This window comes from Blautia intestinihominis (assembly GCF_040096655.1).
GTDB classification, from domain to species: Bacteria; Bacillota; Clostridia; order Lachnospirales; family Lachnospiraceae; genus Blautia_A; species Blautia_A intestinihominis.
Genome location: NZ_JBBMEI010000001.1, coordinates 144,461 through 170,672, shown reverse-complemented (window position 1 = coordinate 170,672; position 26,212 = coordinate 144,461). Strand labels below are relative to the sequence as shown.

The window sequence follows — 26,212 nt, the reverse complement described above, 5'->3', positions numbered from 1 at the left end:
TTGCGGTGTTACCGCACAAGAATATTCAAGAAATCCTCCATAAAATCATCGGGAGTAGGTTCCTGATAAACGGGTTCGGATGTAAAATGTGGTTTCTGTTTTGCTATTGACGCAGAAGATGAACGGCGTTTCCTTTTGGCTGATCCGGGTGAGGGCTGTGGTCGATACTCTGTTTCTTCCGAAGACCCATTTTTGCGCCATTCAGGTATGTGTTCCGATGCTTTTCTTGGTGTCAGCTTTTTGGCATCTGGATGCAGGGTATAATCGTACTTTTCTACTTTTAGGACTTTTTGCCCACGTAGGATAACCAAAGCAGTATCAAGCGGGAGCCGCAAGATTTCATCTGGTGTTAAGAGTTTTCGTTTGCCGATAGATTTTGTCTGCCGGTATTCCGGTGTATAGTCGGATACCCGCCAGCTATTGAGCTGCTTGGCTTCGCTGCTTACCCCTACGGTCACATCGCCGCTGCGGTTGCTGATAAAGGTAGCAGTAACTTCATCTGTGCAGCCCAAAAAGAGCTGGGTATCACAGTTGCCAATGATTTCCTGCCATTGGTTATAAGGATAGCGGTTCTGCATCTGGGGCAAATTCTGAAAGATGCAGGAAATGCTGAGATTCCGGCTTCGGATTACACTGATTTTCTTATTCAGTTCCAGGATAGCTCCGGTGTTGGCAAGCTCATCAGCCAGTATATGTACAGCAACAGGAAGTTTTCCTTCTTCTCCATACTTATCTGCATAACGGACCAGTTTGATGAAGATGAAGGTCATAAACAGGGAAGATAAAAAATCGAAGGTGCTGTCCTGGTCTGAGGTAATGCAAAAGTAAGCACATTTCTGTTTCCCTGGAAGTGTCAGATCAATCTCATCATAAGAGGTAATCTGCCGAATGAGTTTATTCTGAAATACCTGAAGTCTGGCACCCAATCCGATAATAACTCCGCTTCGCACGGTATCACTGGCTTGTTTGTAGATGCAGTAAGGAACTTTTGCTGGATGGGACACTGGGAGCAGATCAAAAAGACTGTTCAGCTCCTTTTCGGAACTCATGGTCAGCAGCTTATAAACCTGTCCAATATTTCTGGCTTCCGGCGGAAAGCCCTGATCTACATAGAGAACCAGGGCTTTTAGCAGGTTCATCTCCGCATTATCCCAGAAATGATCTCCTTTTCCGGAACCTGTATTCTGGATAATGACATCTGCAAATACCTGAGCCATCGTTTCTTGTCCATTGATTTCACCCAGACAATTCCAACTATCCGAGTTTTCCGGATTGACCAGATTAAATGCTTTTACTACATAGCCCTCATTTTCCAGATAAGCAGACATGCTTTCATAGAGTTCGCTTTTGGGATCGGTAATGATTAAACTTTCCCCGGAAGCGTTGTTGCCTTCCTGCCCTCTGGCGACACACTGGAAAATCATATTCCTGGCAAATGCCCTGGATTTCATGGAACCGCTGGCACCATACACGGCGATATTTTTATTCATTCGTGTTTGATATGGAAGACATACGGCTTTGCCATTTAATTTTCCTAAAATGGTTCCTTTATTTTTCTTGACATCTCCGGTCAGTTCCAAAACTTTCATCATTTCATCTGGAGTCATGAATCCGGATGTACCGTAGGTTCCTTTTGTAGAGTAATTTAAGTTCCGGTCATGGTCACTAATTTCCCCGTTTCTGTCATATCCCATACGCATAAGTAAAAAAGTAAGAAGCCCAAAGAGAACCAGGCAAAGAAAAATCCCATACAAATTGTATGGGAAATCGGTAAGGGCGGTATGAAAGCAGACCAATGGGTGTAAAGAAGCTGCTTGCGGATAGGTTCCGTTGCCGGCAAAGTTTCCGGCAGAAGTCCATTCCTGATAGTTTTTAATAAATTGTGCTGCGTATCCTCCGGCATACAGAGTGCAGACGCTTATGGGAAGCAAAAACAGGAACTTCCACCATTTACGGTTCATTGAAAAACCTCCTTTTAAACTTTTGAAAATCAATGCTGGAGAAGTGTATATCTGCAGTTAGGTATTTTTTCAGGCAGGGAAGCTGAAAGTCAAAGCAAATCAGGTTCCCGGATAGCCCATATACATTTAATCCAGTATTGAAGCGGTTGATACGCTGCATGTCAAAATCATACGCAAGCAAAATAGGATTTTCCTGGCTGTCTATTCCATCATGTTCAATTGGCAGATCCTCACGCTGGGGAAAACAGTCGGACAGTAGTAGCTGATTGAGCTGCATCATACGCTGGGGTTGTACCAATAAACGGAGCAGGTATTCTCCGTAGCTGTTATTGGGCAGGAAATAGAAGTGTTCATACGAAGTATCCAGCATGAACAGTGTTTTTTTGTATCCACCGGTACTGGTAAGGAGCCGGAAAGCCATATCCATATCACTGCCAGTCATGATGGCATAAACGGTAGGTGGCCCATGGTAAGGAAGTCCCTGAAGATAGTGCTGCAAAAAAGCATTGAGTCGGACTTCCGTTTTGTATTCCCATTTTAGAAGTGTATTTCCGGTATTATAAACAGCATAGACACAGTGAGGAGCCATCAGGATTCCTATACAACGGGAATTTTTAATTTTGGTAGTGGATGCTCCAAGATTTTTTATTTCTCTGGAAGAGTAAAACAGAGGAAGGCTTCGCACAGGAAACGTAGCCGCTTCGCTGGATTCAGAAAAAAGCAGCGGCTTTTCATCTGGAAAGAATGGGATTCCGGCATGTGAAAGCGTTAAATAGGTTTCTGCTTTTTGATGAAGTCGCAGCCGTCTTGGTAATTCACTACGTATGAGGTTGGTTTCTGCATTTCCGGTTAAATAGTTTTGAAAACGACAGGGATTTTGCGAAAGCAGCAGTTCTTTTGCCCGTTTGGTAAGGCGATAACCTCGTAGGCCATCTTTATAGTGTGTTCTTATAAGCTTACTCTGCTTTAAATCTGTAACCACCTTCTCTGCATAGGAATCACTCTCAATCAATCTGTTAAGCTGTCCGGAAGGGAATTCCCCACATAGCCCAACCATTTCCAAAAGCTGATATTTTATAGAATCGGTTTTTATCAAATAAGCATCACCTCAGTTCGATTTTTACCTATGACAGCCTATACTTGGGTAAAGTAAGGGCGGTATTAAGCATAAAAAATGCAAAGAATATGGCTTCTTTGCAGAAAAATTACCCATATCGGAAAAAGAAAGAAAAATATCAGGAAATTTCCGATATGGTTTTGATAGACTCTTTTCTATCTTTCAGCCAGCCAGGAAAGATTTCCGGTTCCATTACAAAGATAACGGTGTGATCGTAATTCCCCAGTTCCGTAGTGTGATAGGAGTCGCAAAAGAGTCCCGTATCATCAACCAGAACATAGGAAGCGATAGTATCTAAAATCTGTTTGAACTCCAAATTATCGTAATCACGTATCCGTTGTAAAGAAAGGCTCTGGTCATAAATTTGACTAAAACAGACCACACATCTTTTATATAACGGAATAGAATGTTCTGTCACATAAGTCTGCAAGGCAAGGTTTAATGGCTCATGTAGAAAAGCGGTGTTGGTTCGCAATTTACGTTTGGGCAGTAGTCCTGGCATGGTAATGGAAAGAACACTATTTGAAAAAGAGATTTTGATTCCCTGCACAGCCGCAGCCTGTTTCAGATAGTCTTTCTTTCCAGTGTCAGTTGTGGTATATACCAGATTTCTGAGCTGGCAGGCAATCCTTTCAGAACGTAGGGCAGCACTGATACTCAGCTCTTCGTATTTGTCGGCATACGCTTGAATATCTGTTGTTTTCAATGCAAAAATAGTGTTGTGAAGTTTTTGGACTTCATCATCAATGCTCTGTAAACGGTCAAAAACAGTTTTGGTGTTCATACATACCTCATTTCTTTGCATAATAGCTGACAGATCCGGTAGAGGAGTCTACAAGGCAAAAGGCAATCACGCCTGTGATATGAATTTTTGCAGCCTGTTCTTCTGTTTCTAATACAACCAGCCGTTTCGCATCGCTTTTTGTCTGGCTTTCCATGACATGATTGATAAGATATTCTTGTTCCTGGGGGACATAGAGGACTTCATACCACTCATCTTTAGAGAAAAAGTTCAGTTTCACAGGAAATTCACCGTCAGTATGGTACACAATGGCTGTTTTGAAGTCCAAAAGCACCCAAAAGGATGCAATCATGCCATAATCAGGATTGTTTGCAGATTCCTGGCTGTCGAAGAGAAGCCCGTTCTCCTTATCATAGATAATGCGTTTTTGTTTTACCAGACTTGTGATCAGAGATTTGATAGACTCTCTGTTTTTGGAAAAGAGCCGTAAGACCTGTTCATATTGCAACGAATGGTAAGTTGTAATGAACCGGAGCAGTTGGGCACCTTCCCCTTGATAGATTTCATTTCTTGTTTTCATGGTAATCTCCCTTCATTATATAATAGGAAGTTTTACTTACACTGTACGCACAGAATACGTTTTATTTTAGGGGAAGTACGCTGTACGTACTGTGTAAGTATTGGCTACTGTCAGCGAAAGGTTTACGGGTACAAAAAAAGCACCGATTAAGGTGCTGGGGAAAATAGGAATACTATAAGCAATACCTATTGTAACATGGGTAAAATTACCCTTCAATCGCAGAAGTGTGCCAAGTTGTGGCATATTTAGGAAATGATAAAGACAGTTGAAAACCAATTAGGAAGAAAAAATGTCAATCTATACCAAAAATAAAGACGAAATTCGGAGATAGGATATAATAAAAATCAAGATACTTAGGTATCAAAAGGCCCTAGTTCTGAAGAAAGGAATGGTGGATATTATGAGAAAATTTGACAGAACAAATATGAAATATAACAACCCGGCTGGAGATCTTTTGACAGAATTAGAAGCAGCAGATTTGACAAGTAACAAAGTTGATAGTTTAGCTTCATCAGGTGTGGTTTGCACAATTTCTGTTGAATGCGGAAGTATTTTTACACTTGCTTGTTGCTAATTAACCAAAGATGATTTTAGAACTAGGGCCTGGATTAAGAGAAAGGGAGATAACATGAAAAAATCTAGTTATTTATCTGAAAGAGTGTATGATGCTATTCCGTCTGAAATAAATATGGAGTCTTTAGAGTATTGGAAGAAAATACTGAAGGAGGAAGGATTACAATATGTAAAGAAAAACCACCTTGAGTATTTTTTTGGTTTTATAAATAATTGTGCTTTTAGTAGCCACGAGAAGAGTCAACCACGAAATTTTGTGAAATTGTCTTTGAACAAAAAGGCGTTTAGGCATGAGGGTGAGAAAATGGTTTTCGGAGCATTTTATGATCCTTTTGTGCAAGAGGCAAATAGACAGCTTAGAGAAATAGTTATACAAAGACGATATATCAATGAATCGATTCTATTTGATTTTCAGCAATTTTTGTTTAATTCGCTTAATAATCTTTGTATCCGAACTTTAATTTATGAAATGCATATATGTGGACAAGAAGGCGTGTTAAGGGGAAATGAATCTGAACAGTATCAATATTATATCGACCATTTTTTAAAGGATAAACAATATTTGAATGATTTATTTTCGCTTTATCCAGTGTTAGAAAGAAGGATAAATGAAATTATACAAAATGCGATAGATATTTACAAAGAAGTGATAGAGCGCATTGAGAAAGATGCAGATGTTTTAATGAAAAAATTTAATATCACTGAAAAAGGATTTGTCGTAAACCATCTTTCGACAGATTTTTCTGATTCGCATAAAAAAGGGAGAAGAGTATTTTGTGTGGAATTTGTATCGGGAGATAAAATTTTATATAAACCACGAAGTTTGCAAAATGAGATTAAGCTACAAGAGATTACAAATTATTTCTATAGAATATGTAATTTGGGAAGTTATGAGTATTCTATACTTGATAAAGAAATGTATGGTTGGTGCGAAATTGTAATACAAAGAGATTGTAAGTCTATAGAAGAACTTTCAAGATATTATCAAAGAATAGGGATTATTTTGTTTATAAATTATCTTTTGGAAGGAGGAGATATTCATTTTGAAAATCTCATTGCATGCAATGAATATCCAGTTATTATTGATGCGGAAACATTTATAGGAAATATAGAAGAGAATAATGGGAAAAGTGCAGCAGAAAAAGTGGCTAGTCTTTTAAGAAAATCGGTGTTGTATTCAGGAATACTCCCCTTTTATTCATGGAATAACGCAGGAGATACAGGAATCAATATGAGTGCCATTAGTGGAGAAGAAGGACAAAAATTCCCGATAAAAATCCCCTTTATTATCAATCCGAAGTCGGTTAACATGAGGGTTGTCTATGATTATCCAGTATCGAAAGGAAATCACAATTTGGCAATGCTAAAAGGAAGGTTTATTCAACCCTCCGAATTTGCAGATAAAATTATCCAGGGATTTGAAAGTGCATACTTAGGTGCAATGGAAAATACAGAAACACTATTAAGAATCATACAACAATATGGTGAATTAGAGGTGAGATATCTGATTAGAAATACACAACAGTATGCAATTGTGTTGAGTAGTTCATATCATCCTGAATTATTAGTGGATGGAGGAGCACGAAATTTATTTTTTTATTCATTGGCAAATGGAAATCTTCAAAATCAAAGGAGTAGATCTCTTATTGAGTATGAAATTGAAGATTTATTAAGTGGTGATATACCGTATTTTTATTTTCGTGGAAGTAAAAAAAACATTTATACTTGGGATGGCAGAGAAGTAAAGGATTTCTTTAGTAAGCCAGCTTTGCAGCAAATTGAGGAAAATATACAGAATTTGTCCTATAAGAATTTAGAACAACAGACGCAATATATTAAAATTACTTTTAATATGGAGAATGCAGGAACAAGGAAAATAAAGAATAAAAGGTTAAAACTAGATCTTTATAGTAATATGGCCAAAACGGCAGAAGAATTGGCAAAAGAGCTGCTAGATAAAATAGGAACAAATGCGATTTATAGCGAAGATGGAGCAGACGTTAATTGGATTGGCGTAAAATTATTTGGTATAAAAGAAAATCAGTGGATGATCCAGGCATTACCGAATACATTATATGATGGTACGGTTGGGATTAATTTGGTATTCCATTTATATGAATGGATATACCATGACAGAAAATATCATAAGATTTGTGAGGTTTTAGATAATCGTTTGTTGAGGTATATTGATACTATAAGTGAAGGGGAACAGAATATCGAAGACTTTAATACAGGAATCTTTAGCGGCGAAGGTTCGATTTTATATACGTTGGGTATTTTATATGAAATATATGATGATATCAAGTATAAGGAATATTTCGATAAGTGGCTAAATTGTATGGAAACACTTATCTTAGAAGATCGTTTGTTCGATATGATTTCGGGAAATTCGGGAATAGTTTTGGTTCTGATTAATATGTATAGAAAAACAAAAAAGCCTATTTATCTACAAAAAGCTATACAAATAGCAGAACAATTGATAGAGAATATGATTACTGAAAATGGAAAAGTTGGTTGGAAATCAGAGGTGGTTCCTGAAGTATTGGCGGGATTTGCACATGGAAACAGTGGTTTTATAGAACTATTTTCAAGATTATATGAGGTATATCCACAAACAAAATATTTAGATATCCTTTCAAGTTTAGTAGAATATGAAAATTCTTTATACTCAGAAAAGGATAATAATTGGATTGATTTAAGAAAGTTTTCAGAGGTTGATCAGCATAAGAGTCAACCAATAGCGTGGTGCCATGGAGCTGCGGGTATTCTGTTATCCAGATTAACCTTATATAATGCCATCAAGAATTTAGGAGAAACTGCATTGCTTCAGCAAGCTATTAAAGATATAAGCCTTGCTAAAAATAAATTAATTGAAGACGGGTTACATGCAGGTTTCTGCCTATGCCATGGAAACATGGGAAATTTATTGATTTTAAAAAGATATGCAGAAATTTTTGATGATAAGCAGGTAAGAAGCATTTGTGATTCTCGATTTGAACAGATTTTGGAATTCCTTAATGAGGAAAATATATTACCAACAGAATTATACAATCCAGGTTTTATGACTGGTTTATCAGGAATCGCTTATGCTTTGTTAAAATATAAGATGCCCAAATTACCATTGCTTATAGGAGTTGAGGGAATATATGATAGAAATGAAGTTTAGTAAAAATGATGAAGAAGATGGGTTGTTCCGCATAAGTTCGAGAGACATAGTTGGATTTTATAATTGTAGTAGTAAACAAGAGCGTAAGATAACAGACATTATAAAATGCTATGGAACAACAAAAAGCATAAAAGAAGTTGAACTGAAAAACATGAAGCCAGAGGATAATGTTACAGTATCTCGGTATATAGAGAGAAATGTAGGTTCAATTATAAACAAAGATTATGTGATTGAAGGCTTTCTGGGAATGGGGAAGTTGTCCGATTGTAAAGACGAAATGGTTAGCAGATTGGATATATCTAAGAGATACTGCTTAGAAATATTAGTGGCATTTCTTCAAGAAGCAGACATTATTATTTTGCATGAAATGTTTGAAAATGTTTGGAATCATACTATAGAGGAAATTTTAGTTGAATTTTCACTAAGAGGAGCAGTGGTTGTGTTCTCAGAACATGGTGAAGAATCATTGATGAAATTACCAATGCACAGTTACGACCTAAGTGGTAGGTGTGTTGGATGGTAGAATAATTGGGGAATATGATTTTTCATATTCCTTGAGATATATAGGGTAGAAAATATATTTAGCTGCAATGTTTTGTCCCTCCATAGTTAACGAATCTATCTAAATAAGAAATAGGTTATATCAAACAGATTTTACAAAGGAGAAATACATGGAGAGAGTTTTAATAATATCTTATATTATCAGTATGATACTTACGGCAGGCTTTATTTATTGTATTTATAGAGAGAAATATTGGGTTTTTGAATTTGTAAACAGAATAAAGAAGCCGATACAGCAACTTGTTTATGTTTTTCTTATGCTCCTATCATCGTATGCCTATATATGCTTTTCGTTACTCATAAAGGCTGATTTTAATGCTGTGATATGTGCGGTGCTATTACTTCTTTTGATTTGGGCTATGGACTATCTGTTTTCTTTATGTTTTAAAAAAAATGATTTGGGGATAAGTGAAAAAAAACGCTATATTTTTATGGCGTATGTGGGAGCCTGCATATCGGGATTTATTATTGCAAGTCGTGATGCTTCGAAAATGGCTTTAGAAATTCCAAATATAACAATTAGCGTTTTGATCGGAGCTTATGTACCTTTTACATTATTATTAGAGGATGGGAAAAAAGGGAAAGTAGAATTGCAAAGTATGAAAGAAGAATGGGAGGAAAAGTATAAGAAGACATTTCGTGAACGTAAGGTCAAAGACATTCTTTCTGCTCTACTATTTGCGATGGTATATGGCGTTTTACTGGTAGGGGCGTTATCTCCTGCTCAAAATATCATCAATGATATTGCTTCAGGGATAGGAATGGGGATGGCTACAGTGGTTGTTGCCTTTGTAGGGTTGGTTGAAGTGAAAAACAGGTTAACGAAAAGGAGGAATAAAAGAGAAGACGCAGATCAAGAGAAATCCGATACAGAGTAGAAGGGGCAAGACAGCAAGGAGTATTTAGCCGGAATTATTTCAAATGTACCTCACAAGATTGGATGTTGATGCGATATAAATGATATGATATACTGAAGTCCATATTATTAGATTTGTGGAGAAATAGGGATAGCCAAGAGAAAAAATATAAAATTAAATTTTGCAGAAAGAAGGCATTTTTATGAAACTTGTAGGAAGCAGAAAATTAACATGGGGAATTTGCAGTATTGGTGTTTTATTAGCAATAGTAAGCGTGTTTTTCTTACCTCAGATTATTCCTGTTCATTTTGCAAATGGGATAGCAGATGATTTTGGAAATAAGGTAGAGATTTTTTTATTTCCTATTTTGTTAATCATAATTACACTTTTGACTGGAAAAGAAAACATTAAATATTTCCTGACACATTCAAAAACATTTTTGACAGATATACAGTATAATTTGATGATAGATGGCGTTCTCGGAATTGTTTTGATTGCAGAAATTTATGTTATTTATGCTTCATTTGTTTAAGTGTTTCAACAAAAAATTCCAGTTTCTATAAAGAGCAAAGGAGAATGGTCATGATTGATATGCAGAATCAAGAGGAAATTCCGATCTTAGAGGATTTTGCGGCATATATTAGAAATCCAGTATTTATGAAATTTTGTTCCGAGATTAAAAAGAAGTACAGGTGCCATGAAAAAATAGAATTTAGCCGTTGTAGTTTAGAACGTGGTTGGAATGTAAAATTTAAAAAGTCTGGGAAAAGCCTGTGTACGATATATCCAAGAGAAGGGTATTTCACAGTGCTGGTTGTGATTGGTTCAAAAGTAAAAGAAGCAGTTGAGAATATTTTATGCGACTGTGCCCCAGAATTAAGAGAACTTTATGAAAAAACAAGATGGGGAAATGGACAAAAATGGCTTATGATTGATTTAGAAGATCAAGGAGAAATGTTTGCGGATGTACTTCAGCTTATTGAAATTCGCAGGGGATAATCAATTTTGGAGTGTGGAACAAGGAGTAAAGACGGAAGACTGCGAGGTAAAGATTGAAAATGAGAAGTAGAGGGTATCCATTACCTTAAGCACACGACAAATAAGCCATCTTTCGGTGGCTGCTTTAAAAATTGAATATTGAGAAGTTAAGGTTATGCGGTTGCTGACTTGATTTTATAACCCTGATTTCTTGCGATAAGGATTGCCTGTTCTACCGTAATTTCACGGTCAACTGGAGGCAGGTCTGATTTCCTGTAAAGTTCTGCATTATAGTTTTCACCGTTTTTCAACATGTGGTATAATGCGGTAAGAAGCATTCTTGCTATGGCAATGATTGCTTTCTTGTGACCGCGACGCTTTTTGAGACGGAGATAACGGTTACGCATTTCAGGATGCTTTGAGCTTTTAACAACAGCGTTTGCGCACTGTACTAAAAGCGGCTTGATATAGCATCCGGCTTTGGAGACCCGGACAGATTTTTTCTTCCCTGCGCTTTCATTGTTGGTCGGAGTAAGACCAGCCCATGAGCATAAGTGTTTCGCCGAAGGAAAAGCCTCCATATTGGTACCGATTTCGGAAATAATTCCGATGGCAGTGAAGTCACTGCTGATACCAGGAGCGGTTTGAAGAATGGCAAATTCCTGCTGATAGGGAGCAGCGAGCGCAAGAATGAGTTCTTCAAGCTCTGCTTTCCGGGATTCAAGGCTTTCATAATGAGCCTTGATTATCTTGAGTTTTCCCGCTTGTTCCGGTGTGATATAGCCGTCAATGGCATCACGCAGTTCGGGAAGTTTCTTTTTCAAACTTTTGAAAACAAGGGGTTCAAGGTCAAAGGAAGTATCTTCAGGGTTTTCTAAAATCTTATCCAGTATTGCCTGAGCAGATTTGCCGAAGGTGTCCGAAACAACGTTTCCCAACTGGATATTGGAAACCGTGAGACAGTTCTGCAAACGATTCTTTTCGCTTGATTTGAAGCAGGTCAGTTTGAAACGGTAACGCATAAGGTCACGAAGCTGGCGGATGTCAGCAGGAGGCATAAAGCTACCGGAAACAAGGTCATGCTTAAACAGGTCAGCAATCCATTTGGCATCTTTCTTGTCAGTTTTCTTTCCACGGATAGCCTTAACATACTTTGGATGAGCAAGGACAATCGAACAATCTTTTTCGAGAATGTTATAAACAGGAATCCAGTATTTACCAGTAGATTCCATACAGACATCCTTGCAATTATGTTCGAGCAGCCATTGTAACAAATTTTTCAAACCCTTCGTGTAGGTAGAAAAACGGTGGCGCTCGTAAGAGGTAACGCCGTGCTTGTCAGTAGAAGCAATGCAGGCGACTACAAAAGTCTTGTGGACATCAATGCCACAACAGATTTTGTACACGATTTTTAAAGCCATAGGGACTCCTTTCAGAACCGGAGCGGTTCGCTAAAGATTATAGGGAGAGACGGAATTGACTGACTGTCTAAGCCATAAACGAAGTTGTTTAAACAGAGATAAGATTTCGTGCTTGGTGTCACACTTATTTGTGCCTGAAAAGACAGTCTACACATATAACAATACGGTCATCCGGCAAGCCGGACAGCCCACTCACCTCCTCGTGATTTGTAGTATACCGAGTTCCCTACAAGAAGAATTATAAAGAAAAAATAAGCTCAGGGAAACATTTTCATTACGTTTTGTGCCTGAGCGAAGCGAAAGGAATGGATATAACGATGAAGACGTATGAAAATAAAGAGGAACTAAAGGCAGAAATCAAGAGGGCTTACGACAAATATATTGCAGAGTTTAAGGATATCCCGGAATCCTTGAAGGACAAACAATGTATGGAGGTAGATCGAACACCTGCAGAAAATCTTGCATATCAGGTTGGGTGGACCGCATTAGTATTGAAATGGGAAAATGATGAACAGGCTGGACTTCCAGTGAAAACACCATCGGATGGTTTTAAGTGGAATCAATTGGGGGAATTGTATCAGTGGTTTACCGATACCTATGCCCATTTATCTCTAAAAGAACTAATGGGCATGCTGGATGATAATATACAGAAAATTTTTACAATGATTGATTCTATGACGGAAGAGGAGCTATTTTTACCACATAAAAGAAAGTGGGCAGATGAAGCTACCAAAACAGCAGTATGGGAAGTTTATAAGTTTATTCATGTAAATACAGTAGCCCCTTTTGGAACATTTCGGACAAAGATTAGGAAGTGGAAGAAGCTTTTACTTTGACACACAGATAGAGTTTTAGAAAATATCGTGCTTTTTTGTGCAAAAGAAAATAAATATATAATGCTATTTGGAGTGCATATTCAGTTTCAGGATATGCACTTTTTTAATAAAATAAAAGAGACAAACATTATTCAGATTCAAAGGGTAAGAAATTGTGATAAATCTATACGGTATGCTTTAATGGTTTTGGAATTTAACTTTTTTATGGTTTCACATGTTTTGAGATATTCGGATATAAAATTTGATAATTGATCCATAATAGGCACCCTCCTTTGTTTTTTTCAATTATGAGTGCCTATATGGAAAATGTCGATTTTATTTTGGGAAAAACTTATTTAAAGTTTCCAGTGTCCCCTTTGCAGAAAATCCCCATAGTATGCTGCTAAGAGCGTTAATAGCAGCCTGCCTCCTTCGGTAGTACGTCCGGTAGGAGATACTGGGAACGTGCTTTTCCAACTCTTCCAGGATTTCCTCTGTATTTTTCAGTTCATGGGGAGACAGAAAGGCGTAATATAATATCCAGTAATATTCTTCCCCATGCTTATGATTTTTCCGGAGCAGATCCACAGAAGAGAGAAGCAGCTTTATCATTTTGTTACTGCGGGCAATGCTTTTTGCCCATTCTTCAATCTGGCTGTCTCCCAGATCTGCTCCTGCAGCATAGATGGAATCTAGAAATTCGTCTACACTGGTGTTGTATTCCAGTTGGAATTGAATTTCCACCTGCCGGACAGCAACCATCAGGCTATAAGTAGAATCCCGGTAACAACGGAGCAGCTTATAGGTATCATGGTACAACGGATTATTTTCTACTTCAGCAGAAACAGGGTGGTGATTTTTCTTTGCCATTATACAACCCCTCCTTTCAACAGAACTTCTGGGATTTCAGCGAAGGCAGGTAAGGTATGCTGCAGAGGCGGAGTATGCCCTGGGACGTTGGTGACGGCGTGATTTTCCGGTTTTAGTTTTAATTCAAACTGATAGGCTGCTTTCCCCCAGGGGCAGATAATACGTAGTGAATATAGATATATACTATCCTTGCAGGCTGATAAAGGAGATAATATATACTTTGTTTTGGGGCATCTACAACAAGAAATGCCTTGTATTTCCAGTATTTCAGCGACTTTGCGAACAATGACTTTGATGTGCGATTCTGGAACGCAGGAGCCTTCCTGTGAAACGATGATTTGTTCGTCAGTAATAGATTCTGAAACGCATTCAGAATTGTTTTTGTCAGGCAAGGTATCTTCGGTTATATGTATTGGCAGTTGCATTTTCATGGCAATTTCCTCCTTATCAATCATGACATCACTGATATTAAACATAACGGACAGATAATTACGCAGATATACCATGCTACCATGTTTCCCGGAATAGGAAATCAGTGTGATCATGTCGGTATCTTCAAGTTTTTTAAGCAGACGGGATACAGAAGATTTCGACTGTTTCCAACGTCTGGCAAGTTCCTGATAACTGAACAAGGGATTTCCAGTCTGATTGCGAAAATATACTACTGGACCGGCATCAGAGCCTTGCACAGATGGATCATTATAGACTGCATGAATCCAAAGATCCAAAAGAGCATCCATTTCTGAACATTTTCCCAGTCCGATTAGTTTATGAACATCTGCGATTGGAAAAAAGAAAAACCCGATGTCTTTTTTGCATGGGTAATTATAGGAAAGGGCAGTATTATCTTTTGGCCAGTCTTTGATCTTGTATTGGATAATCTTATTTTTTTCGTGTAGTGAGTAGGTTAGAAGGTTTTGCTCTACCAGGGTATCCAGTATGGATATGACCTGGTGCTGGAATTTTTGGCGGAAGTGAATCTGTAGTTCTTTAAGAGAACAGATCCATTCTCCAGGAACAACTTTGTAAGTAAGGTGTTCGATGTTCCGATAAGAGGAACTGTAATTTGCATAAGAACATAAAATGAGAAAATAAAAAAGACAGGAACCTCCGTTGGTACGGATGCTTCTGTCTTTCATAAGGGTTTGTATAAATTCCCGGTAAATCCGGCAGCGTGGAAAATCCACAATTTGTTTTAATTCTAATTGATAATTCACGATAAACCTCCATATAATATTGTAGTTGTAGTAAAATAATTGTAGACGAAAGATACTAAAATGTTTATAATATGCCTATAGGGGTGCTAAGTGGCATAGATTTGGCACAGTAAAATACCTGATATGGCATGAAAGCAACATGAAAATTAGGGTGGATATAAGGTGGACAGTTTGGAAAACCTTAGAGTTTTAGAGGGTTCCGAGGTTTTTTTCCGGGGTCTGCAACACCTCTATCCCCGGTTCAAATCCGGGTGGCACCTCTACCAGAGTCCAGAGTTTAATGCTCTGGACTTTTTTGCGTATATAAATATTTTACGGACTTCATCACACAAAAGCGATATGCTATAATCTTCTTATAATGTAACGAGAGAGGGGAAATATAATGCTGGACAGATTTAATAAATTTATAGAGAAATGGATGGCTTTTGTTACGCCGTTATGTTTGCTGGTAGGAGTGTGTTTTCCGGATGTTGCGAAACATGGCCTTCCATATGTGACATATGTATTTGCATTTATGACATTCACAGGAGCATTGAAGTCCAGGTTCCGGGATGTGGCAAATGTGATCCGTAATCCCGGAAGTTTGATCACGATCATGCTTATGCTTCATATAGCGATCCCGGCAGCGGCCTACGGGATGGGACATCTGCTGTTTCCGAATAATATGAACCTGATTACGGGAATGGTACTGGAGTTTTCGATTCCGACAGCAGTCGCCAGTATGATGTGGGTATCGATCTTTGATGGAAACAGTTCCCTGTCACTTTCACTGGTCGTGATCGACACGGTTCTTGCACCGTTTATCATTCCCTTTACCCTGCATTTTCTGATCGGTTCCAATGTATCAATTGATGTTGGGGGCATGATGAAAGAACTGCTCTATATGGTGGCTTTGCCGGCAGTCGCAGCAATGTGTCTGAACCAACTGAGCCACGGAAAAGTCATGGAAACCTGGCCAAAGAAACTGGCACCTTTTTCCAAGATGGCACTGATGTTTGTCGTGACTTCAAATTCATCTAAAGTAGCACCATATATCCGCCAGATGAATTTACAGCGCGTTGCGGTAGCGGTAGCGATCCTTGTACTGGCGGCAGGCGGTTACTTCCTTGGCTGGCTCATCGCCAAACTGACACATCAGGATCAGAAGACGACCATTTCCATGGTATACGGAACCGGCATGCGAAACATCAGTACAGGAGCTGTCCTTGCGGTAGCTTACTTCCCAAGTGAAGTCGTATATCCAGTCATGATCGGAACCCTTTTTCAGCAGATTCTCGCGGCGATTTCAGGAAAAATGCTGACAAAAAACAAATAAAGTGTCTCAGAACCCAACAAAATAAATACGGATAACGTTTTCACAAAATAAACCTCAATAAGCAAAAATACACGAAAAACTGCAAGATTTCAGTTCAAAAACAACTGGATCTTGCAGTTTTTTACGTAGAAAAAGACATCGTTTTCTGATCTTATGATTTCTTTCTCGCAGAAAATATGGTTTTATAGTGTCACAGCAAAACACAACACGAAACCATACAGGAAAGAGAGGAAGAGTATTATGAAAAAAAGACTTTTAGCATTAGGAATCGCGGCAGTTCTTGGAGCAAACATCGCAGGCACATCAGCAGTGTGGGCGGCAGATAAGGTGGAGATCACAAACGTATCCTACGATCCGACCAGAGAATTATATGAGCAGTACAATAAGGTATTTGCAGAGCACTGGAAAGAACAGACAGGACAGGAGGTGGAAGTGACACAGTCTCACGGCGGCTCAGGCAAACAGGCACTGGAAGTTGCAATTTCAGAGCAAATAAAAATTTCCCCCGGCAGGACAGCAGGACCGCTGCACCGGGGGAGATTTTTTGCCGAAAATAATTTATTTATCCACGATAAACGATCTTTCCATTGCAGATCGTGTAATGGATCTTTCCATAAAGTTCTGCGCCTTTGAATGGGCTGTTGGAGGCTTTGGAGGCAAAGTCTGTAACGGTCCATTTTTCATCAGGATCAAAGATCACGAAATCAGCAGGAGCGCCTGCCTGGATACTGCCGCCCGGAAGTTTGTAGAGAGAAGCCGGATTGCAGGTCATTTTTTCCAGAAGCTCTGTCAGAGTGAGGTATCCTGGCTTTACAAGGGAAGTGATGCCGAGACCAAGAGAAGTTTCAAGGCCTGTGATACCGCTTGGGGCTTCTGTGAGAGGCCTGGATTTTTCTTCAGTACTGTGTGGAGCGTGGTCGGTGGCGATCAGGTCGATCGTGCCGTCTTTGAGACCCTGAATGATCTCCTGGCGGTCTTTTTCGGTGCGGAGAGGCGGATTCATCTTGGCAAGTGTACCGTGCTCAAGAAGTGCTTCCTCTGTAAGTGTGAAGTGATGCGGGGTTGCCTCTGCGTGGATGTCAGCACCGAGTTTTTTCGCTGTGCGGACAAGCTCTACGGAGTTTCCGGAACTGATATGCTGGATTACGACAGCGGCACCGCTTCGAAGGGCAAGCATACAGTCACGGGCAACCATCACTTCCTCGGCGATCGCAGGTGAACCGACGACACCAAGCCTGGCGGATGTTTCTCCGGCGTTGATTCCGTTATTGGTGATGAATGCTTTGTCTTCTTCGTGGAGACTGATCGGCATATGAAGTTCAGCAGCTTTACACATTGCTTCATAGCAGAAAGTGGCATCGAGAAGCGGGATCCCATCATCGGTAAATCCGCAGGCACCGGCATCTGCCAGGGCATCGAAATTTGTCATTTTTTCGCCGCTTAAGCCGTAGGAGACGGAGGCAGTCTGATAGATATGTATGTTTTCGTCCTGGGCACGTGTAAGGATGTCTTTGAGCGTGCCTACGGAGTCAACAGTAGGTTTGGTGTTTGCCATGCAGATGACGGAGGTAAAACCGCCTTTTGCCGCGGCAAGGGAACCGGTATGGATATCTTCTTTGTAAGTAAGTCCCGGGTCACGGAAATGTACATGTGTATCAACAAGTCCCGGTGCGACAGTCAGACCGGAAAGATCAAGAACTTCTTCATTATCTTTGGCAGAAAGATCTTTTCCGAGTTCGACGATCGTTCCGTTCTCAACGCGGATGTCCACAGGTTCGTTGGTTTTTGTAGCAGGATCAATAAGATGACCATTTTTCAAAAGCATAATTTTGCCCTCCTGACGGAAAATATTAAAATCAGTATAGAAGAAACCGGAGAGCTTTGTCAAGTCGACAGAACCCTCCGGTTTCGAAATAATTATTAGAAATACTACTTAATTAAAGATCTACAGTATCAATATGCTGTTCTTTGATATTGTGTTTCTTTGCATATCCTGTAAGGATCAGGGTCAGGGCTCCGTCGCCTGTTACGTTGCAGGCTGTACCAAAGCTGTCCTGAAGAGCAAAGATAGTAAGCATCAGAGCTGTTCCTGTTTCGTTGAAACCAAGGACACCGGTGATGATACCGAGTGATGCCATAACAGTACCGCCAGGAACACCAGGAGCGCCCAGAGCGAAGATTCCAAGAAGCAGGCAGAACAGGACCATGGTTCCCGGAGACGGGATGGAACCGTAGAGCATCCTGGAGATCGTCATACAGAAGAAAACTTCTGTCAGAACGGAACCGCACAGATGGATGTTGGCAAAAAGCGGAACACCGAACTGCACCATATCTTTACGAAGTGGCTTTGCCTTGCCTGCACACTGTAATGCAACGGCGAGAGTGGCAGCAGAGGACATGGTTCCGACTGCAGTAAGGTATGCAGGACCGTAGTGGCGTACAACTTCCCATGGATTTTCGTGAGAGTATGCACCTGCGAGGACATACAGAAGTGTCATCCAGATAAAGTGGCCGATCAGCACGATCACGATGACTTTGAGGAATACAGGAAGCTGTTTGGTGATAGAACCTTCATATGCCAGTCCGCAGAAAGTCAGTCCGATGAAGAATGGAAGAATCGGAATGATGATCTTTGATACGATGGAAAGGACGATCTTCTGGAATTCATCAAGGAGTCCTGTGATGAGTTTTGCTTTGTTCCAGGTAGCGGCAAGACCAACCATGATGGAGAATACAAGTGCACTCATAACGGACATGATCTGCGGGATAGAAAGTTCAAATACGACTTCCGGAAGCTCTTTCAGTCCTTCTACGTTTGTCACGATAGAAAGATGCGGGATCAGCGTATAGCCGGCTGCAACAGAAAACAGGGCTGCGCCGATGGAAGAAACGTAAGCGATCACCAGAGCAACACCAAGCATGCGGGAAGCACTGTTTCCGAGTTTGGTGATGGAAGGTGCGATAAAGCCGATGATGATCAGCGGTACACAGAAGTTGATAAGCTGCCCAAGGACATATTTCAGAGTAACGACAATATTCAGGATTGCCATAGTGACAGAAGAAGAATCTGTACTGCTGAGGATAAGTCCTGCGATAATGCCGAGTACAACGCCTACCAGAAGTTTAAAAGGCAGGCTGGTAAAAAAACTGTTTTTTTTCATGGATTTGATCCCCCCTGTAAAAGTTTGAATAAATTTCAGCAGTCCTGATCGATATCTGCCTGGTCAATCATGACATTGAGAATTTCCGTATCGGTAGCGCGCATTCCCACACGTCCGATATAGCCCATGCTCTTGATTGTTTCCTCGATATCATCCTTGATGATACCTTCGCCTGGCAGAAAGCTCTTGTTCTGGATGCTGAGCTGGAATGCCATCAGAGCCGCATCGACAGAAGATGCGATCTTGGCAGCGCAGGATGGTTTGGCACCGTCACAGACGATACCGCCTACATTTCCAAGCGTGTTGATGATCGTCAGAGAAACCTGCTGATAAGTTCCGCCGTACATATAGGTGATCCCTGCACCGGCACCGCAGGCAGCACTGACTGCACCGCAGTAAGCGGAAAGACTTCCTATATAATATTTCTGGTGGATGGCGATCAGGTTGCTGACAACGAGAGAACGGCAGAGTTTCTCGTGTGAAACTTCCCATTCGGCGGCAAAGACGATGACAGGAAGTGAAACCGTCATTCCCTGGTTTCCACTTCCGGAGTTGATGACAACCGGCATGGAACAGCCGCCCATACGTGCATCGCTTCCGGCAGCAGCTCTGGCACAGGCTCTCGTGGTGACACCTTTGCCCCATACATGCATCAGTGTCTTGCCGATCTGTGCACCATAGTTGTTGTCAAGCCCCTCCTGTGCGATCGCAGAATTCATTTTGATCTGACGGTCGATGGTCGGCTGGATATCCTCCATTCTGACCTGATCGGCAAAATCCAGGATATCCTTCACTGTAAGAAGAGATTTGTCAACGGTTGCTGTGACAGCAGACTGATAAGGATTGTCAAGGATCACCTCGCCGTCCTTCTCAATCCTTGTGATGTTGGTGTGCTGATGCTCGATCGTGACAGAAGCGGTGTGCTCACCACTGGTAACGATGGCTGTGATAAAAAGATTATCAACACCTTCGACCAGGGTACAGGAACAGACTTTCTGTGCGATGAGCTTGCGGGTCCTGGCAATATCCTCAGGGGTGACTTCACTGAGTACCTCAAGGGCACGGTCGGCATTACCGCCGACGATACCAAGAACTGCCGCTACATCGATTCCTTTGAGTCCGCCGGAATTGGGAACAGTGACACCCTTGACATTCTTGATGATGTTGCCACTCAGGTGCATTTCCACATGCTCCGGGAACTCTCCGAGGACCTGCCGGGCTTTTGCCGCTGCATAGGCAATGGCGATCGGTTCTGTACATCCAAGGGCAGGAACAAGCTCCTGTTTCAGGATGTTCAGATAGTTTGCATATAATGCAGAGTCCATAGTTTTTCTCCTTTCCATTGATCACGCGAATGCGTTTGTGCAGATAGTATAGTCTATTTCGACAAATAATACAATACTTTATGCAAAATAACGACAAAAATAAAACCGAGTTAGTTGGTATTTATTGGAAATAAAAAAATTTTCAAAAAAAGTTTGTGTTTCGACAAAAAATACTTTACAAGCACAAATTTCTATGTTAGAATAATTAGCTGTGTGATATATTTTCATATCCTTGCTCTCTGTAACAGGCAGAGGGCCTTAAAGACCATAAGGAGGTAAGAAAGCATGAACAAGTACGAATTAGCATTAGTTGTGAGCGCTAAAGTTGAAGACGAAGTTCGCGATGCAGTAGTAGAGAAAGCAAAAGCTTACATCGCTCGTTACAACGGAAACGTCACAGAAGTAGAAGAATGGGGTAAGAAGAAATTAGCTTACGAAATTCAGAAAATGCATGAAGGCTTCTACTATTTCATTCAGTTTGAAGCAGACGCACAGTGTCCGGCAGAAGTAGAAAGACATGTACGCATCATGGACAACGTATTAAGATACTTAGTCGTTCGTAAAGACGCATAATCTTTTTACAGATGGATTTTAGAAAGCACCATTAAGAAACCCGTTCACTCACTAAGAAGAAAGAGGTATTACAATGAACAAAGTAATTTTAATGGGACGCTTAACAAGAGATCCTGAGGTGAGATATTCCGCAGGAGAAAACGCACTGGCAATTGCAAGATACACATTGGCAGTAGACAGAAGATTTCGTCGTGACGGCGAGGCGACCGCTGATTTTATTAGCTGTGTAGTATTCGGACGTGGCGCGGAATTCGCAGAGAAGTACTTCCATCAGGGCATCAGGATCGTAGTGAGCGGCCGTATCCAGACCGGAAGCTACACCAACAGAGAAGGACAGAAGGTTTACACAACAGAAGTTGTTGTTGAGGAGCAGGAATTTGCCGAGAGCAAAGCATCCAGTGACAGCTATGCAGCATCACATCCTCAGCAGAGTGCACCGTCTGCACCATCCATGCCGAATCCTGTTTCAGCATCTGCTGACGGATTTATGAACATTCCGGACGGAATCGACGAAGAACTTCCATTTAATTAAACTGAAAGAAATTATATAAGGAGGAAACCATCATGGCTTACAATAGAGGCGAAAGACCGGACTCTCCTATGAAAAGAAGAGGCGGACGCAGAAGAAAAAAAGTTTGTGTATTCTGCGGTAAAGAAAACAATGAGATCGATTACAAGGATGTAGCAAAACTCAGAAAATATGTTTCTGAGAGAGGTAAGATCCTTCCGAGAAGAATCACAGGAAACTGTGCAAAACATCAGAGAGCTCTGACTGTTGCTGTTAAGAGAGCACGTCATCTTTCCATGATGCCATACGTTCAGGACTAATTTTTAGTTGAACATCAGGCTGCCATGAATCTGTCGGACAAGCATTTGCATGTGGACCGCAGACGAATGGCAGCTTTTTTTATTCAATAAAACGCTTATAAAACACGATTATTGACATTCATATGGTAAAATGTATAGAAATCTGCTATAATAGCAGATAGCATCTTGAAAAAATTATAAAAAGAATGGTAAAGAATGTTATGAGTGGAAAATTAAAACTAAAAGGTCATCTGAAGCATCTTGCACGTTGGCCTCTGTATTTGTCTGTTCTGCTGATAGCTTTGAACGTTCTGGTGTATGTGATCAGCATCAAAGCCGGAATAGTGGTTACAATGGGAATCATTCTGTATGTAGGTGCAGCGATCGGGCTGCTCTTTTACCATCGGCCACTGATGTTCAATGATCTGATAGCCTTTGCCAGCCAGTATGAATTTCTGGAAAAAAGGGTTCTGGAGGAGTTTGCTCTTCCATATGCAGTAATGGATATGCAGGGAAGGATGATCTGGTCCAACAAGGTATTCTCACAGATCACCGGCAGGGATCAGTTCTACCGCAAAAATGTCAATACGATTTTTGCAGACATCACAGCAGACAAGCTTCCGACAGAACCTGACAGAGAAATCACAGAGATCAGTACACAGTTTGGAGAGCACATTTATCGTGTATCCATGCAGAGAGTCCTCCTTGGAGAATCCGTGGCACCATCGAAACTTCTGATGGATATCCCGGACAGCACCAGCCTGATTGCCATGTATCTCTATGACGAGACAGAACTTAAGGATTATATTCAGGCGAATGAGGACAACAAACTGGTAGTTGCACTGGCATATCTCGACAACTACGAGGAAGCACTGGAGAGTGTGGAGGATGTAAGACGTTCTCTTCTGATCGCTCTGATAGACAGAAAGATCACCAAATATTTTTCCAACTATGATGGTCTGGTACGTAAGCTGGAGAAGGACAAGTATTTCCTGATCATGAGACAGAGTTCTCTTGAGGCACTCAAGGAGCAGAGGTTCCATATCCTCGAGGAAGTCAAGACCGTAAATATCGGTAATGAGATGAATGTGACCTTAAGTATCGGTGTCGGACTGAATGCCGCTACTTATCTTCAGGATTATGAATATTCCCGTATCGCGATCGAGATGGCACTTGGACGAGGCGGCGATCAGGTCGTGATCAAGAATGGCGACAAGATCACTTACTATGGCGGCAAGGCACAGCAGATGGAGAAGACCACCCGTGTCAAGGCACGTGTCAAGGCGCAGGCCCTCAAGGAGTTTATGAGCACCAAGGAGCGCGTTGTGGTCATGGGACACAAGATCACAGATGTCGATGCACTTGGAGCTGCCATCGGTATCTACCGTGCAGGTAAGACACTTGGTAAACCGGTTCATATCGTAGTGAATGACCCGTCTACATCCATCCGTCCGCTGATGGCAGGATATATGAACAACCCGGACTATGAGCCGTCCATGTTCATCGACCGAAACCAGGCGATGGAGCTTGTAGATGATAATACGGTAGTAGTCGTTGTAGATACCAATAAACCAAGCTATACAGAATGTGAGGAACTTCTCTACATGACCAGGACGATCGTTGTTCTGGATCATCACCGCAGAGGCAATGAGGTCATCCAGAATGCAGTCCTGTCCTATGTAGAGCCGTATGCTTCCTCCACCTGTGAGATGGTAGCGGAGATCCTGCAGTATTTTTCAGACGATCTGCGTCTGCGCAACATCGAGGCAGACTGTATTTATGCCGGGATCATGATTGACACGAACAACTTTATCACAAGAGCCGGAGTGCGTACCTTCGAGGCAGCAGCATTCCTGCGTCGTTCCGGAGCAGATATGACCAGAGTGCGCAAGATGCTCCGTGACAACATTGATTCTTATAAGGCAAGGGCAGAAGCAGTGCGTACTGCTGAGATCTACCGTGGCTGCTTTGCCATCGCGAAATGCCCGAGCAAGGGACTTGAGAGCCCTACTGTTGTCGGTGCACAGGCGGCCAATGAACTTTTGAATATTGCCGGAGTCAAGGCTTCATTTGTACTTACAACATATAACAAAGAAGTTTATGTCAGTGCCCGTGCGATCGATGAAGTCAATGTCCAGGTTATGATGGAGAAACTTGGCGGCGGCGGTCACATCAATATCGCCGGAGCCCAGGTAAAACGTCCGATCGACGAAGTAGAAGATATGTTAAAAGAAATCATTGATGAGTTATATCAGGAGGAAGAAAACAAGAAATGAAAGTAATTTTATTGGAAGATGTCAAATCTCTTGGAAAAAAAGGCGAAATCGTTAATGTCAGTGACGGATATGCAAGAAACATGATCATTCCGAAGAAACTCGGTCTGGAAGCAACTCCGAAGAACCTGAATGATCTGAAACTTCAGAAGGCAAATGCAGCCAAGGTAGCACAGGAAAACCTGGAAGCAGCACAGGCTTTTGCCAAAGATCTCGAGACAAAGGAGATCATCCTCACACTGAAAGTAGGAGAGGGCGGAAGAACCTTCGGTTCCGTATCTACCAAGGAAATTTCCGAAGCTGCCAAATCACAGCTTGGTCTGGATATCGACAAAAAGAAACTTCAGCTTCCAAGCCCGATCAGAAACCTGGGCGTTACACAGGTTCCGGTCAAACTTCACCCGAAGGTAACAGGAAGCCTGAAAGTATGGATCAAAGAGGCGTAAGTGCCGGGAGAAACTAAATGGAAGAAGCACTGATAAAGCGTATCCTGCCTCACAGTATCGAGGCAGAGCAGTCGGTGATCGGTTCCATGCTTCTTGACCGTGATGCGATCCTCGTGGCATCAGAAATCCTTACCAGCGACGATTTTTATCAGAACCAGTATGGTATCATCTTTGATGCGATGGTGGAGCTCTGTAATGAGGGCAAGCCGGTTGATACGATCACACTTCAGAATCGTCTGAAGGAGAAGGATGTTCCACCGGATATCAGCAGTATGGAGTATGTGAGGGAACTTCTCGAAGCAGTTCCGACTTCCGCGAATGTTAAATATTACGCCAATATCGTAAGTGACAAGGCACAACTCCGTAAACTGATTCGTGCAACGGAGGAAGTGGAGAATGCCTGCTATCTTGAGAAGGACAGCACAGAGACGATCATGGAGGAAGCAGAGAAGAAATTATTCAATATCCTCCAGAGAACGGTGGGCGGAGATTACGTCCCGATTCAGCAGGTTGTCCTGAATGCGATCAATAATATCGAGAAAGCATCCAAACTCAAGGGCAGCGTTACAGGAATCCCGACAGGTTTTATCGATCTGGATTACAAGACCTCCGGTATGCATCCGTCAGACCTGGTGCTGATCGCGGCCCGTCCTTCTATGGGAAAGACGGCGTTCGTTCTGAATATCGCACAGTATATGGCGTTCCGCAAGGATGTCACCGTTGCGATATTCAGTCTGGAAATGTCCAAGGAACAGCTCGTGAACCGTCTGCTGGCGATGGAATCCCATGTGGATTCCCAGAATATGCGTACAGGTAACCTCAAGGATGAGGACTGGACGAAGCTGGTAGAGGGAGCAGATATCATTGGGCGTTCCAACCTGATCATTGACGATACACCGGGGATCAGTATTGCGGAGATGCGTTCCAAATGCAGGAAATATAAGCTCGAGCATAATCTTGGAATCATCATGATCGACTACCTTCAGTTGATGAGTGGAAGTGGCAAGAGTGATTCCAGACAGCAGGAGATCTCTGATATTTCCCGTTCGCTCAAGGCTCTGGCACGAGAGCTGGATGTTCCGGTCATTGCACTGTCACAGTTAAGCCGTGCAGTAGAGCAGCGCCCGGACCACAGACCGATGCTCTCAGACCTTCGAGAATCCGGAGCGATCGAGCAGGATGCCGATGTGGTAATGTTCCTGTACCGGGATGATTACTATCACAAGGACACAGAGAAGAAAGACATTGCCGAAGTTATCATCGCCAAACAGCGAAACGGCCCGATCGGAACCATCGAACTGGTATGGCTGCCAAGATATACGCAGTTTGTAAATATGAAGAAGTAAAATTAAACAGACATAGAGATGAAAGTAGCAATATTTTATCTCTATGTCTGTTTTTTTGTGATTTATCAGGAAATCCTGTGAAGTTCTGTCAAACGGTTTTCGTTGAAT

Annotated in this window: 25 protein-coding genes; 15 read left to right on the top strand and 10 right to left on the bottom strand. The window is 41.4% G+C overall.

The features are described from left to right. Positions 1 to 8: 8 nt before the first annotated feature. From WMO75_RS00725 to WMO75_RS00710, 4 genes are all read right to left on the bottom strand, one after another. A complete protein-coding gene (locus WMO75_RS00725; RefSeq protein WP_349054774.1) occupies positions 9 to 1,961 on the bottom strand; it encodes a VirD4-like conjugal transfer protein, CD1115 family in 1,953 nt (650 codons plus the stop codon). After that, entirely contained in the window at positions 1,951 to 3,057 is a 1,107-nt protein-coding gene (locus tag WMO75_RS00720; RefSeq protein ID WP_226854332.1) for a hypothetical protein, read from the bottom strand. The genes WMO75_RS00725 and WMO75_RS00720 overlap by 11 nt, the downstream gene beginning before the upstream one ends. Before the next feature lie 139 nt (positions 3,058 to 3,196). After that, entirely contained in the window at positions 3,197 to 3,862 is a 666-nt protein-coding gene (locus WMO75_RS00715) for a DUF6100 family protein (RefSeq protein ID WP_025579351.1), read from the bottom strand. A 7-nt stretch (positions 3,863 to 3,869) separates the two neighbouring features. Beyond that, the gene (locus tag WMO75_RS00710; protein WP_054338136.1) at positions 3,870 to 4,400 is read right to left on the bottom strand and encodes a DUF5697 family protein; all 531 of its coding nucleotides are present in this window, start codon (positions 4,398 to 4,400) and stop codon (positions 3,870 to 3,872) included. Positions 4,401 to 4,800: 400 nt separating this feature from the next. Here WMO75_RS00710 and WMO75_RS00705 point away from each other — a divergent pair, with 400 nt between their 5' ends. The 6 genes from WMO75_RS00705 to WMO75_RS00680 all read left to right on the top strand — a co-directional run bounded on the left by WMO75_RS00705 (position 4,801) and on the right by WMO75_RS00680 (position 10,556). Beyond that, entirely contained in the window at positions 4,801 to 4,974 is a 174-nt protein-coding gene (locus tag WMO75_RS00705; RefSeq protein WP_114002469.1) for a plantaricin C family lantibiotic, read from the top strand. 54 nt (positions 4,975 to 5,028) lie between these two features. Then, positions 5,029 to 8,139 carry a type 2 lanthipeptide synthetase LanM family protein gene (locus tag WMO75_RS00700; RefSeq protein WP_117843977.1) on the top strand — a complete coding sequence of 1,037 codons (3,111 nt, stop codon included), beginning with the start codon at positions 5,029 to 5,031 and terminating at the stop codon, positions 8,137 to 8,139. After that, positions 8,120 to 8,662 carry a hypothetical protein gene (locus WMO75_RS00695; RefSeq protein ID WP_054338131.1) on the top strand — a complete coding sequence of 181 codons (543 nt, stop codon included), beginning with the start codon at positions 8,120 to 8,122 and terminating at the stop codon, positions 8,660 to 8,662. The genes WMO75_RS00700 and WMO75_RS00695 overlap by 20 nt, the downstream gene beginning before the upstream one ends. Before the next feature lie 148 nt (positions 8,663 to 8,810). Next, positions 8,811 to 9,578, top strand: coding sequence for a hypothetical protein (locus WMO75_RS00690; protein WP_114002467.1), 768 nt, complete (start codon positions 8,811 to 8,813; stop codon positions 9,576 to 9,578). A gap of 181 nt (positions 9,579 to 9,759) precedes the next feature. Then, the gene (locus WMO75_RS00685; protein WP_054338147.1) at positions 9,760 to 10,089 is read left to right on the top strand and encodes a DUF1648 domain-containing protein; all 330 of its coding nucleotides are present in this window, start codon (positions 9,760 to 9,762) and stop codon (positions 10,087 to 10,089) included. A gap of 50 nt (positions 10,090 to 10,139) precedes the next feature. After that, complete coding sequence (locus tag WMO75_RS00680; RefSeq protein ID WP_054338130.1) at positions 10,140 to 10,556, top strand: DUF3788 domain-containing protein; 417 nt, start codon at positions 10,140 to 10,142, stop codon at positions 10,554 to 10,556. A 152-nt stretch (positions 10,557 to 10,708) separates the two neighbouring features. Here WMO75_RS00680 and WMO75_RS00675 read toward each other — a convergent pair whose 3' ends face one another. After that, on the bottom strand, positions 10,709 to 11,956 hold the full coding sequence (locus WMO75_RS00675) for an IS110 family RNA-guided transposase (RefSeq protein ID WP_055153447.1): 1,248 nt from the start codon (positions 11,954 to 11,956) through the stop codon (positions 10,709 to 10,711). A 317-nt stretch (positions 11,957 to 12,273) separates the two neighbouring features. Between WMO75_RS00675 and WMO75_RS00670 the strand changes: the two genes are divergently transcribed. After that, the gene (locus tag WMO75_RS00670; protein WP_054338129.1) at positions 12,274 to 12,792 is read left to right on the top strand and encodes a ClbS/DfsB family four-helix bundle protein; all 519 of its coding nucleotides are present in this window, start codon (positions 12,274 to 12,276) and stop codon (positions 12,790 to 12,792) included. Positions 12,793 to 13,107: 315 nt separating this feature from the next. On the opposite strand, the gene WMO75_RS00665 is transcribed toward WMO75_RS00670, so the two are convergent. Beyond that, entirely contained in the window at positions 13,108 to 13,641 is a 534-nt protein-coding gene (locus WMO75_RS00665) for a hypothetical protein (protein ID WP_015526878.1), read from the bottom strand. Further along, entirely contained in the window at positions 13,641 to 14,858 is a 1,218-nt protein-coding gene (locus tag WMO75_RS00660; protein WP_055154206.1) for a MarR family transcriptional regulator, read from the bottom strand. The genes WMO75_RS00665 and WMO75_RS00660 overlap by 1 nt, the downstream gene beginning before the upstream one ends. Positions 14,859 to 15,240: 382 nt before the next feature. On the opposite strand from WMO75_RS00660, the gene WMO75_RS00655 reads away from it, so the two are divergent. Beyond that, positions 15,241 to 16,173: a bile acid:sodium symporter family protein gene (locus WMO75_RS00655; protein ID WP_118698966.1), complete on the top strand. Its 933-nt coding sequence runs from the start codon at positions 15,241 to 15,243 to the stop codon at positions 16,171 to 16,173. A 240-nt stretch (positions 16,174 to 16,413) separates the two neighbouring features. Next, on the top strand, positions 16,414 to 16,806 hold the full coding sequence (locus tag WMO75_RS20065) for a hypothetical protein (RefSeq protein ID WP_330427667.1): 393 nt from the start codon (positions 16,414 to 16,416) through the stop codon (positions 16,804 to 16,806). Here WMO75_RS20065 and WMO75_RS00645 read toward each other — a convergent pair. From WMO75_RS00645 to WMO75_RS00635, 3 genes are all read right to left on the bottom strand, one after another. Beyond that, a complete protein-coding gene (locus tag WMO75_RS00645; RefSeq protein WP_118251967.1) occupies positions 16,736 to 17,998 on the bottom strand; it encodes a dihydroorotase in 1,263 nt (420 codons plus the stop codon). The genes WMO75_RS20065 and WMO75_RS00645 overlap by 71 nt on opposite strands. Positions 17,999 to 18,110: 112 nt before the next feature. Then, complete coding sequence (locus WMO75_RS00640; protein WP_118698967.1) at positions 18,111 to 19,334, bottom strand: dicarboxylate/amino acid:cation symporter; 1,224 nt, start codon at positions 19,332 to 19,334, stop codon at positions 18,111 to 18,113. A gap of 35 nt (positions 19,335 to 19,369) precedes the next feature. Further along, positions 19,370 to 20,659, bottom strand: a complete 1,290-nt coding sequence (locus tag WMO75_RS00635; protein ID WP_291579871.1) for an L-cysteine desulfidase family protein — start codon at positions 20,657 to 20,659, stop codon at positions 19,370 to 19,372. Positions 20,660 to 20,944: 285 nt separating this feature from the next. Between WMO75_RS00635 and rpsF the strand changes: the two genes are divergently transcribed. The 6 genes from rpsF (at position 20,945) to dnaB (ending at position 26,104) form a co-directional block, all read left to right on the top strand. Beyond that, positions 20,945 to 21,232, top strand: coding sequence for a 30S ribosomal protein S6 (gene rpsF, locus WMO75_RS00630; RefSeq protein WP_118251964.1), 288 nt, complete (start codon positions 20,945 to 20,947; stop codon positions 21,230 to 21,232). A gap of 73 nt (positions 21,233 to 21,305) precedes the next feature. Continuing rightward, complete coding sequence (locus WMO75_RS00625; RefSeq protein WP_118251963.1) at positions 21,306 to 21,764, top strand: single-stranded DNA-binding protein; 459 nt, start codon at positions 21,306 to 21,308, stop codon at positions 21,762 to 21,764. Positions 21,765 to 21,796: 32 nt separating this feature from the next. Continuing rightward, a complete protein-coding gene (rpsR, locus tag WMO75_RS00620) occupies positions 21,797 to 22,060 on the top strand; it encodes a 30S ribosomal protein S18 (protein WP_005427218.1) in 264 nt (87 codons plus the stop codon). Between the two features lie 200 nt (positions 22,061 to 22,260). Beyond that, entirely contained in the window at positions 22,261 to 24,315 is a 2,055-nt protein-coding gene (locus WMO75_RS00615) for a DHH family phosphoesterase (protein WP_349077479.1), read from the top strand. Beyond that, the gene (rplI, locus tag WMO75_RS00610) at positions 24,312 to 24,758 is read left to right on the top strand and encodes a 50S ribosomal protein L9 (RefSeq protein WP_022214909.1); all 447 of its coding nucleotides are present in this window, start codon (positions 24,312 to 24,314) and stop codon (positions 24,756 to 24,758) included. The genes WMO75_RS00615 and rplI overlap by 4 nt, the downstream gene beginning before the upstream one ends. A gap of 17 nt (positions 24,759 to 24,775) precedes the next feature. After that, positions 24,776 to 26,104, top strand: a complete 1,329-nt coding sequence (dnaB, locus tag WMO75_RS00605; protein ID WP_022214910.1) for a replicative DNA helicase — start codon at positions 24,776 to 24,778, stop codon at positions 26,102 to 26,104. Positions 26,105 to 26,212: the final 108 nt, after the last annotated feature.

Bases quoted from the DNA above. Each gene is read 5' to 3' on its own strand.
- WMO75_RS00725 (WP_349054774.1), bottom strand. From the start codon at position 1,961: ATGAACCGTAAATGGTGGAAGTTCCTGTTTTTGCTTCCCATAAGCGTC.
- WMO75_RS00715 (WP_025579351.1), bottom strand. From the start codon at position 3,862: ATGAACACCAAAACTGTTTTTGACCGTTTACAGAGCATTGATGATGAA.
- WMO75_RS00710 (WP_054338136.1), bottom strand. From the start codon at position 4,400: ATGAAAACAAGAAATGAAATCTATCAAGGGGAAGGTGCCCAACTGCTC.
- WMO75_RS00705 (WP_114002469.1), top strand. From the start codon at position 4,801: ATGAGAAAATTTGACAGAACAAATATGAAATATAACAACCCGGCTGGA.
- WMO75_RS00700 (WP_117843977.1), top strand. From the start codon at position 5,029: ATGAAAAAATCTAGTTATTTATCTGAAAGAGTGTATGATGCTATTCCG.
- WMO75_RS00695 (WP_054338131.1), top strand. From the start codon at position 8,120: ATGATAGAAATGAAGTTTAGTAAAAATGATGAAGAAGATGGGTTGTTC.
- WMO75_RS00690 (WP_114002467.1), top strand. From the start codon at position 8,811: ATGGAGAGAGTTTTAATAATATCTTATATTATCAGTATGATACTTACG.
- WMO75_RS00685 (WP_054338147.1), top strand. From the start codon at position 9,760: ATGAAACTTGTAGGAAGCAGAAAATTAACATGGGGAATTTGCAGTATT.
- WMO75_RS00680 (WP_054338130.1), top strand. From the start codon at position 10,140: ATGATTGATATGCAGAATCAAGAGGAAATTCCGATCTTAGAGGATTTT.
- WMO75_RS00675 (WP_055153447.1), bottom strand. From the start codon at position 11,956: ATGGCTTTAAAAATCGTGTACAAAATCTGTTGTGGCATTGATGTCCAC.
- WMO75_RS00670 (WP_054338129.1), top strand. From the start codon at position 12,274: ATGAAGACGTATGAAAATAAAGAGGAACTAAAGGCAGAAATCAAGAGG.
- WMO75_RS00665 (WP_015526878.1), bottom strand. From the start codon at position 13,641: ATGGCAAAGAAAAATCACCACCCTGTTTCTGCTGAAGTAGAAAATAAT.
- WMO75_RS00655 (WP_118698966.1), top strand. From the start codon at position 15,241: ATGCTGGACAGATTTAATAAATTTATAGAGAAATGGATGGCTTTTGTT.
- WMO75_RS20065 (WP_330427667.1), top strand. From the start codon at position 16,414: ATGAAAAAAAGACTTTTAGCATTAGGAATCGCGGCAGTTCTTGGAGCA.
- WMO75_RS00645 (WP_118251967.1), bottom strand. From the start codon at position 17,998: ATGCTTTTGAAAAATGGTCATCTTATTGATCCTGCTACAAAAACCAAC.
- WMO75_RS00640 (WP_118698967.1), bottom strand. From the start codon at position 19,334: ATGAAAAAAAACAGTTTTTTTACCAGCCTGCCTTTTAAACTTCTGGTA.
- WMO75_RS00635 (WP_291579871.1), bottom strand. From the start codon at position 20,659: ATGGACTCTGCATTATATGCAAACTATCTGAACATCCTGAAACAGGAG.
- rpsF (WP_118251964.1), top strand. From the start codon at position 20,945: ATGAACAAGTACGAATTAGCATTAGTTGTGAGCGCTAAAGTTGAAGAC.
- WMO75_RS00625 (WP_118251963.1), top strand. From the start codon at position 21,306: ATGAACAAAGTAATTTTAATGGGACGCTTAACAAGAGATCCTGAGGTG.
- rpsR (WP_005427218.1), top strand. From the start codon at position 21,797: ATGGCTTACAATAGAGGCGAAAGACCGGACTCTCCTATGAAAAGAAGA.
- WMO75_RS00615 (WP_349077479.1), top strand. From the start codon at position 22,261: ATGAGTGGAAAATTAAAACTAAAAGGTCATCTGAAGCATCTTGCACGT.
- rplI (WP_022214909.1), top strand. From the start codon at position 24,312: ATGAAAGTAATTTTATTGGAAGATGTCAAATCTCTTGGAAAAAAAGGC.
- dnaB (WP_022214910.1), top strand. From the start codon at position 24,776: ATGGAAGAAGCACTGATAAAGCGTATCCTGCCTCACAGTATCGAGGCA.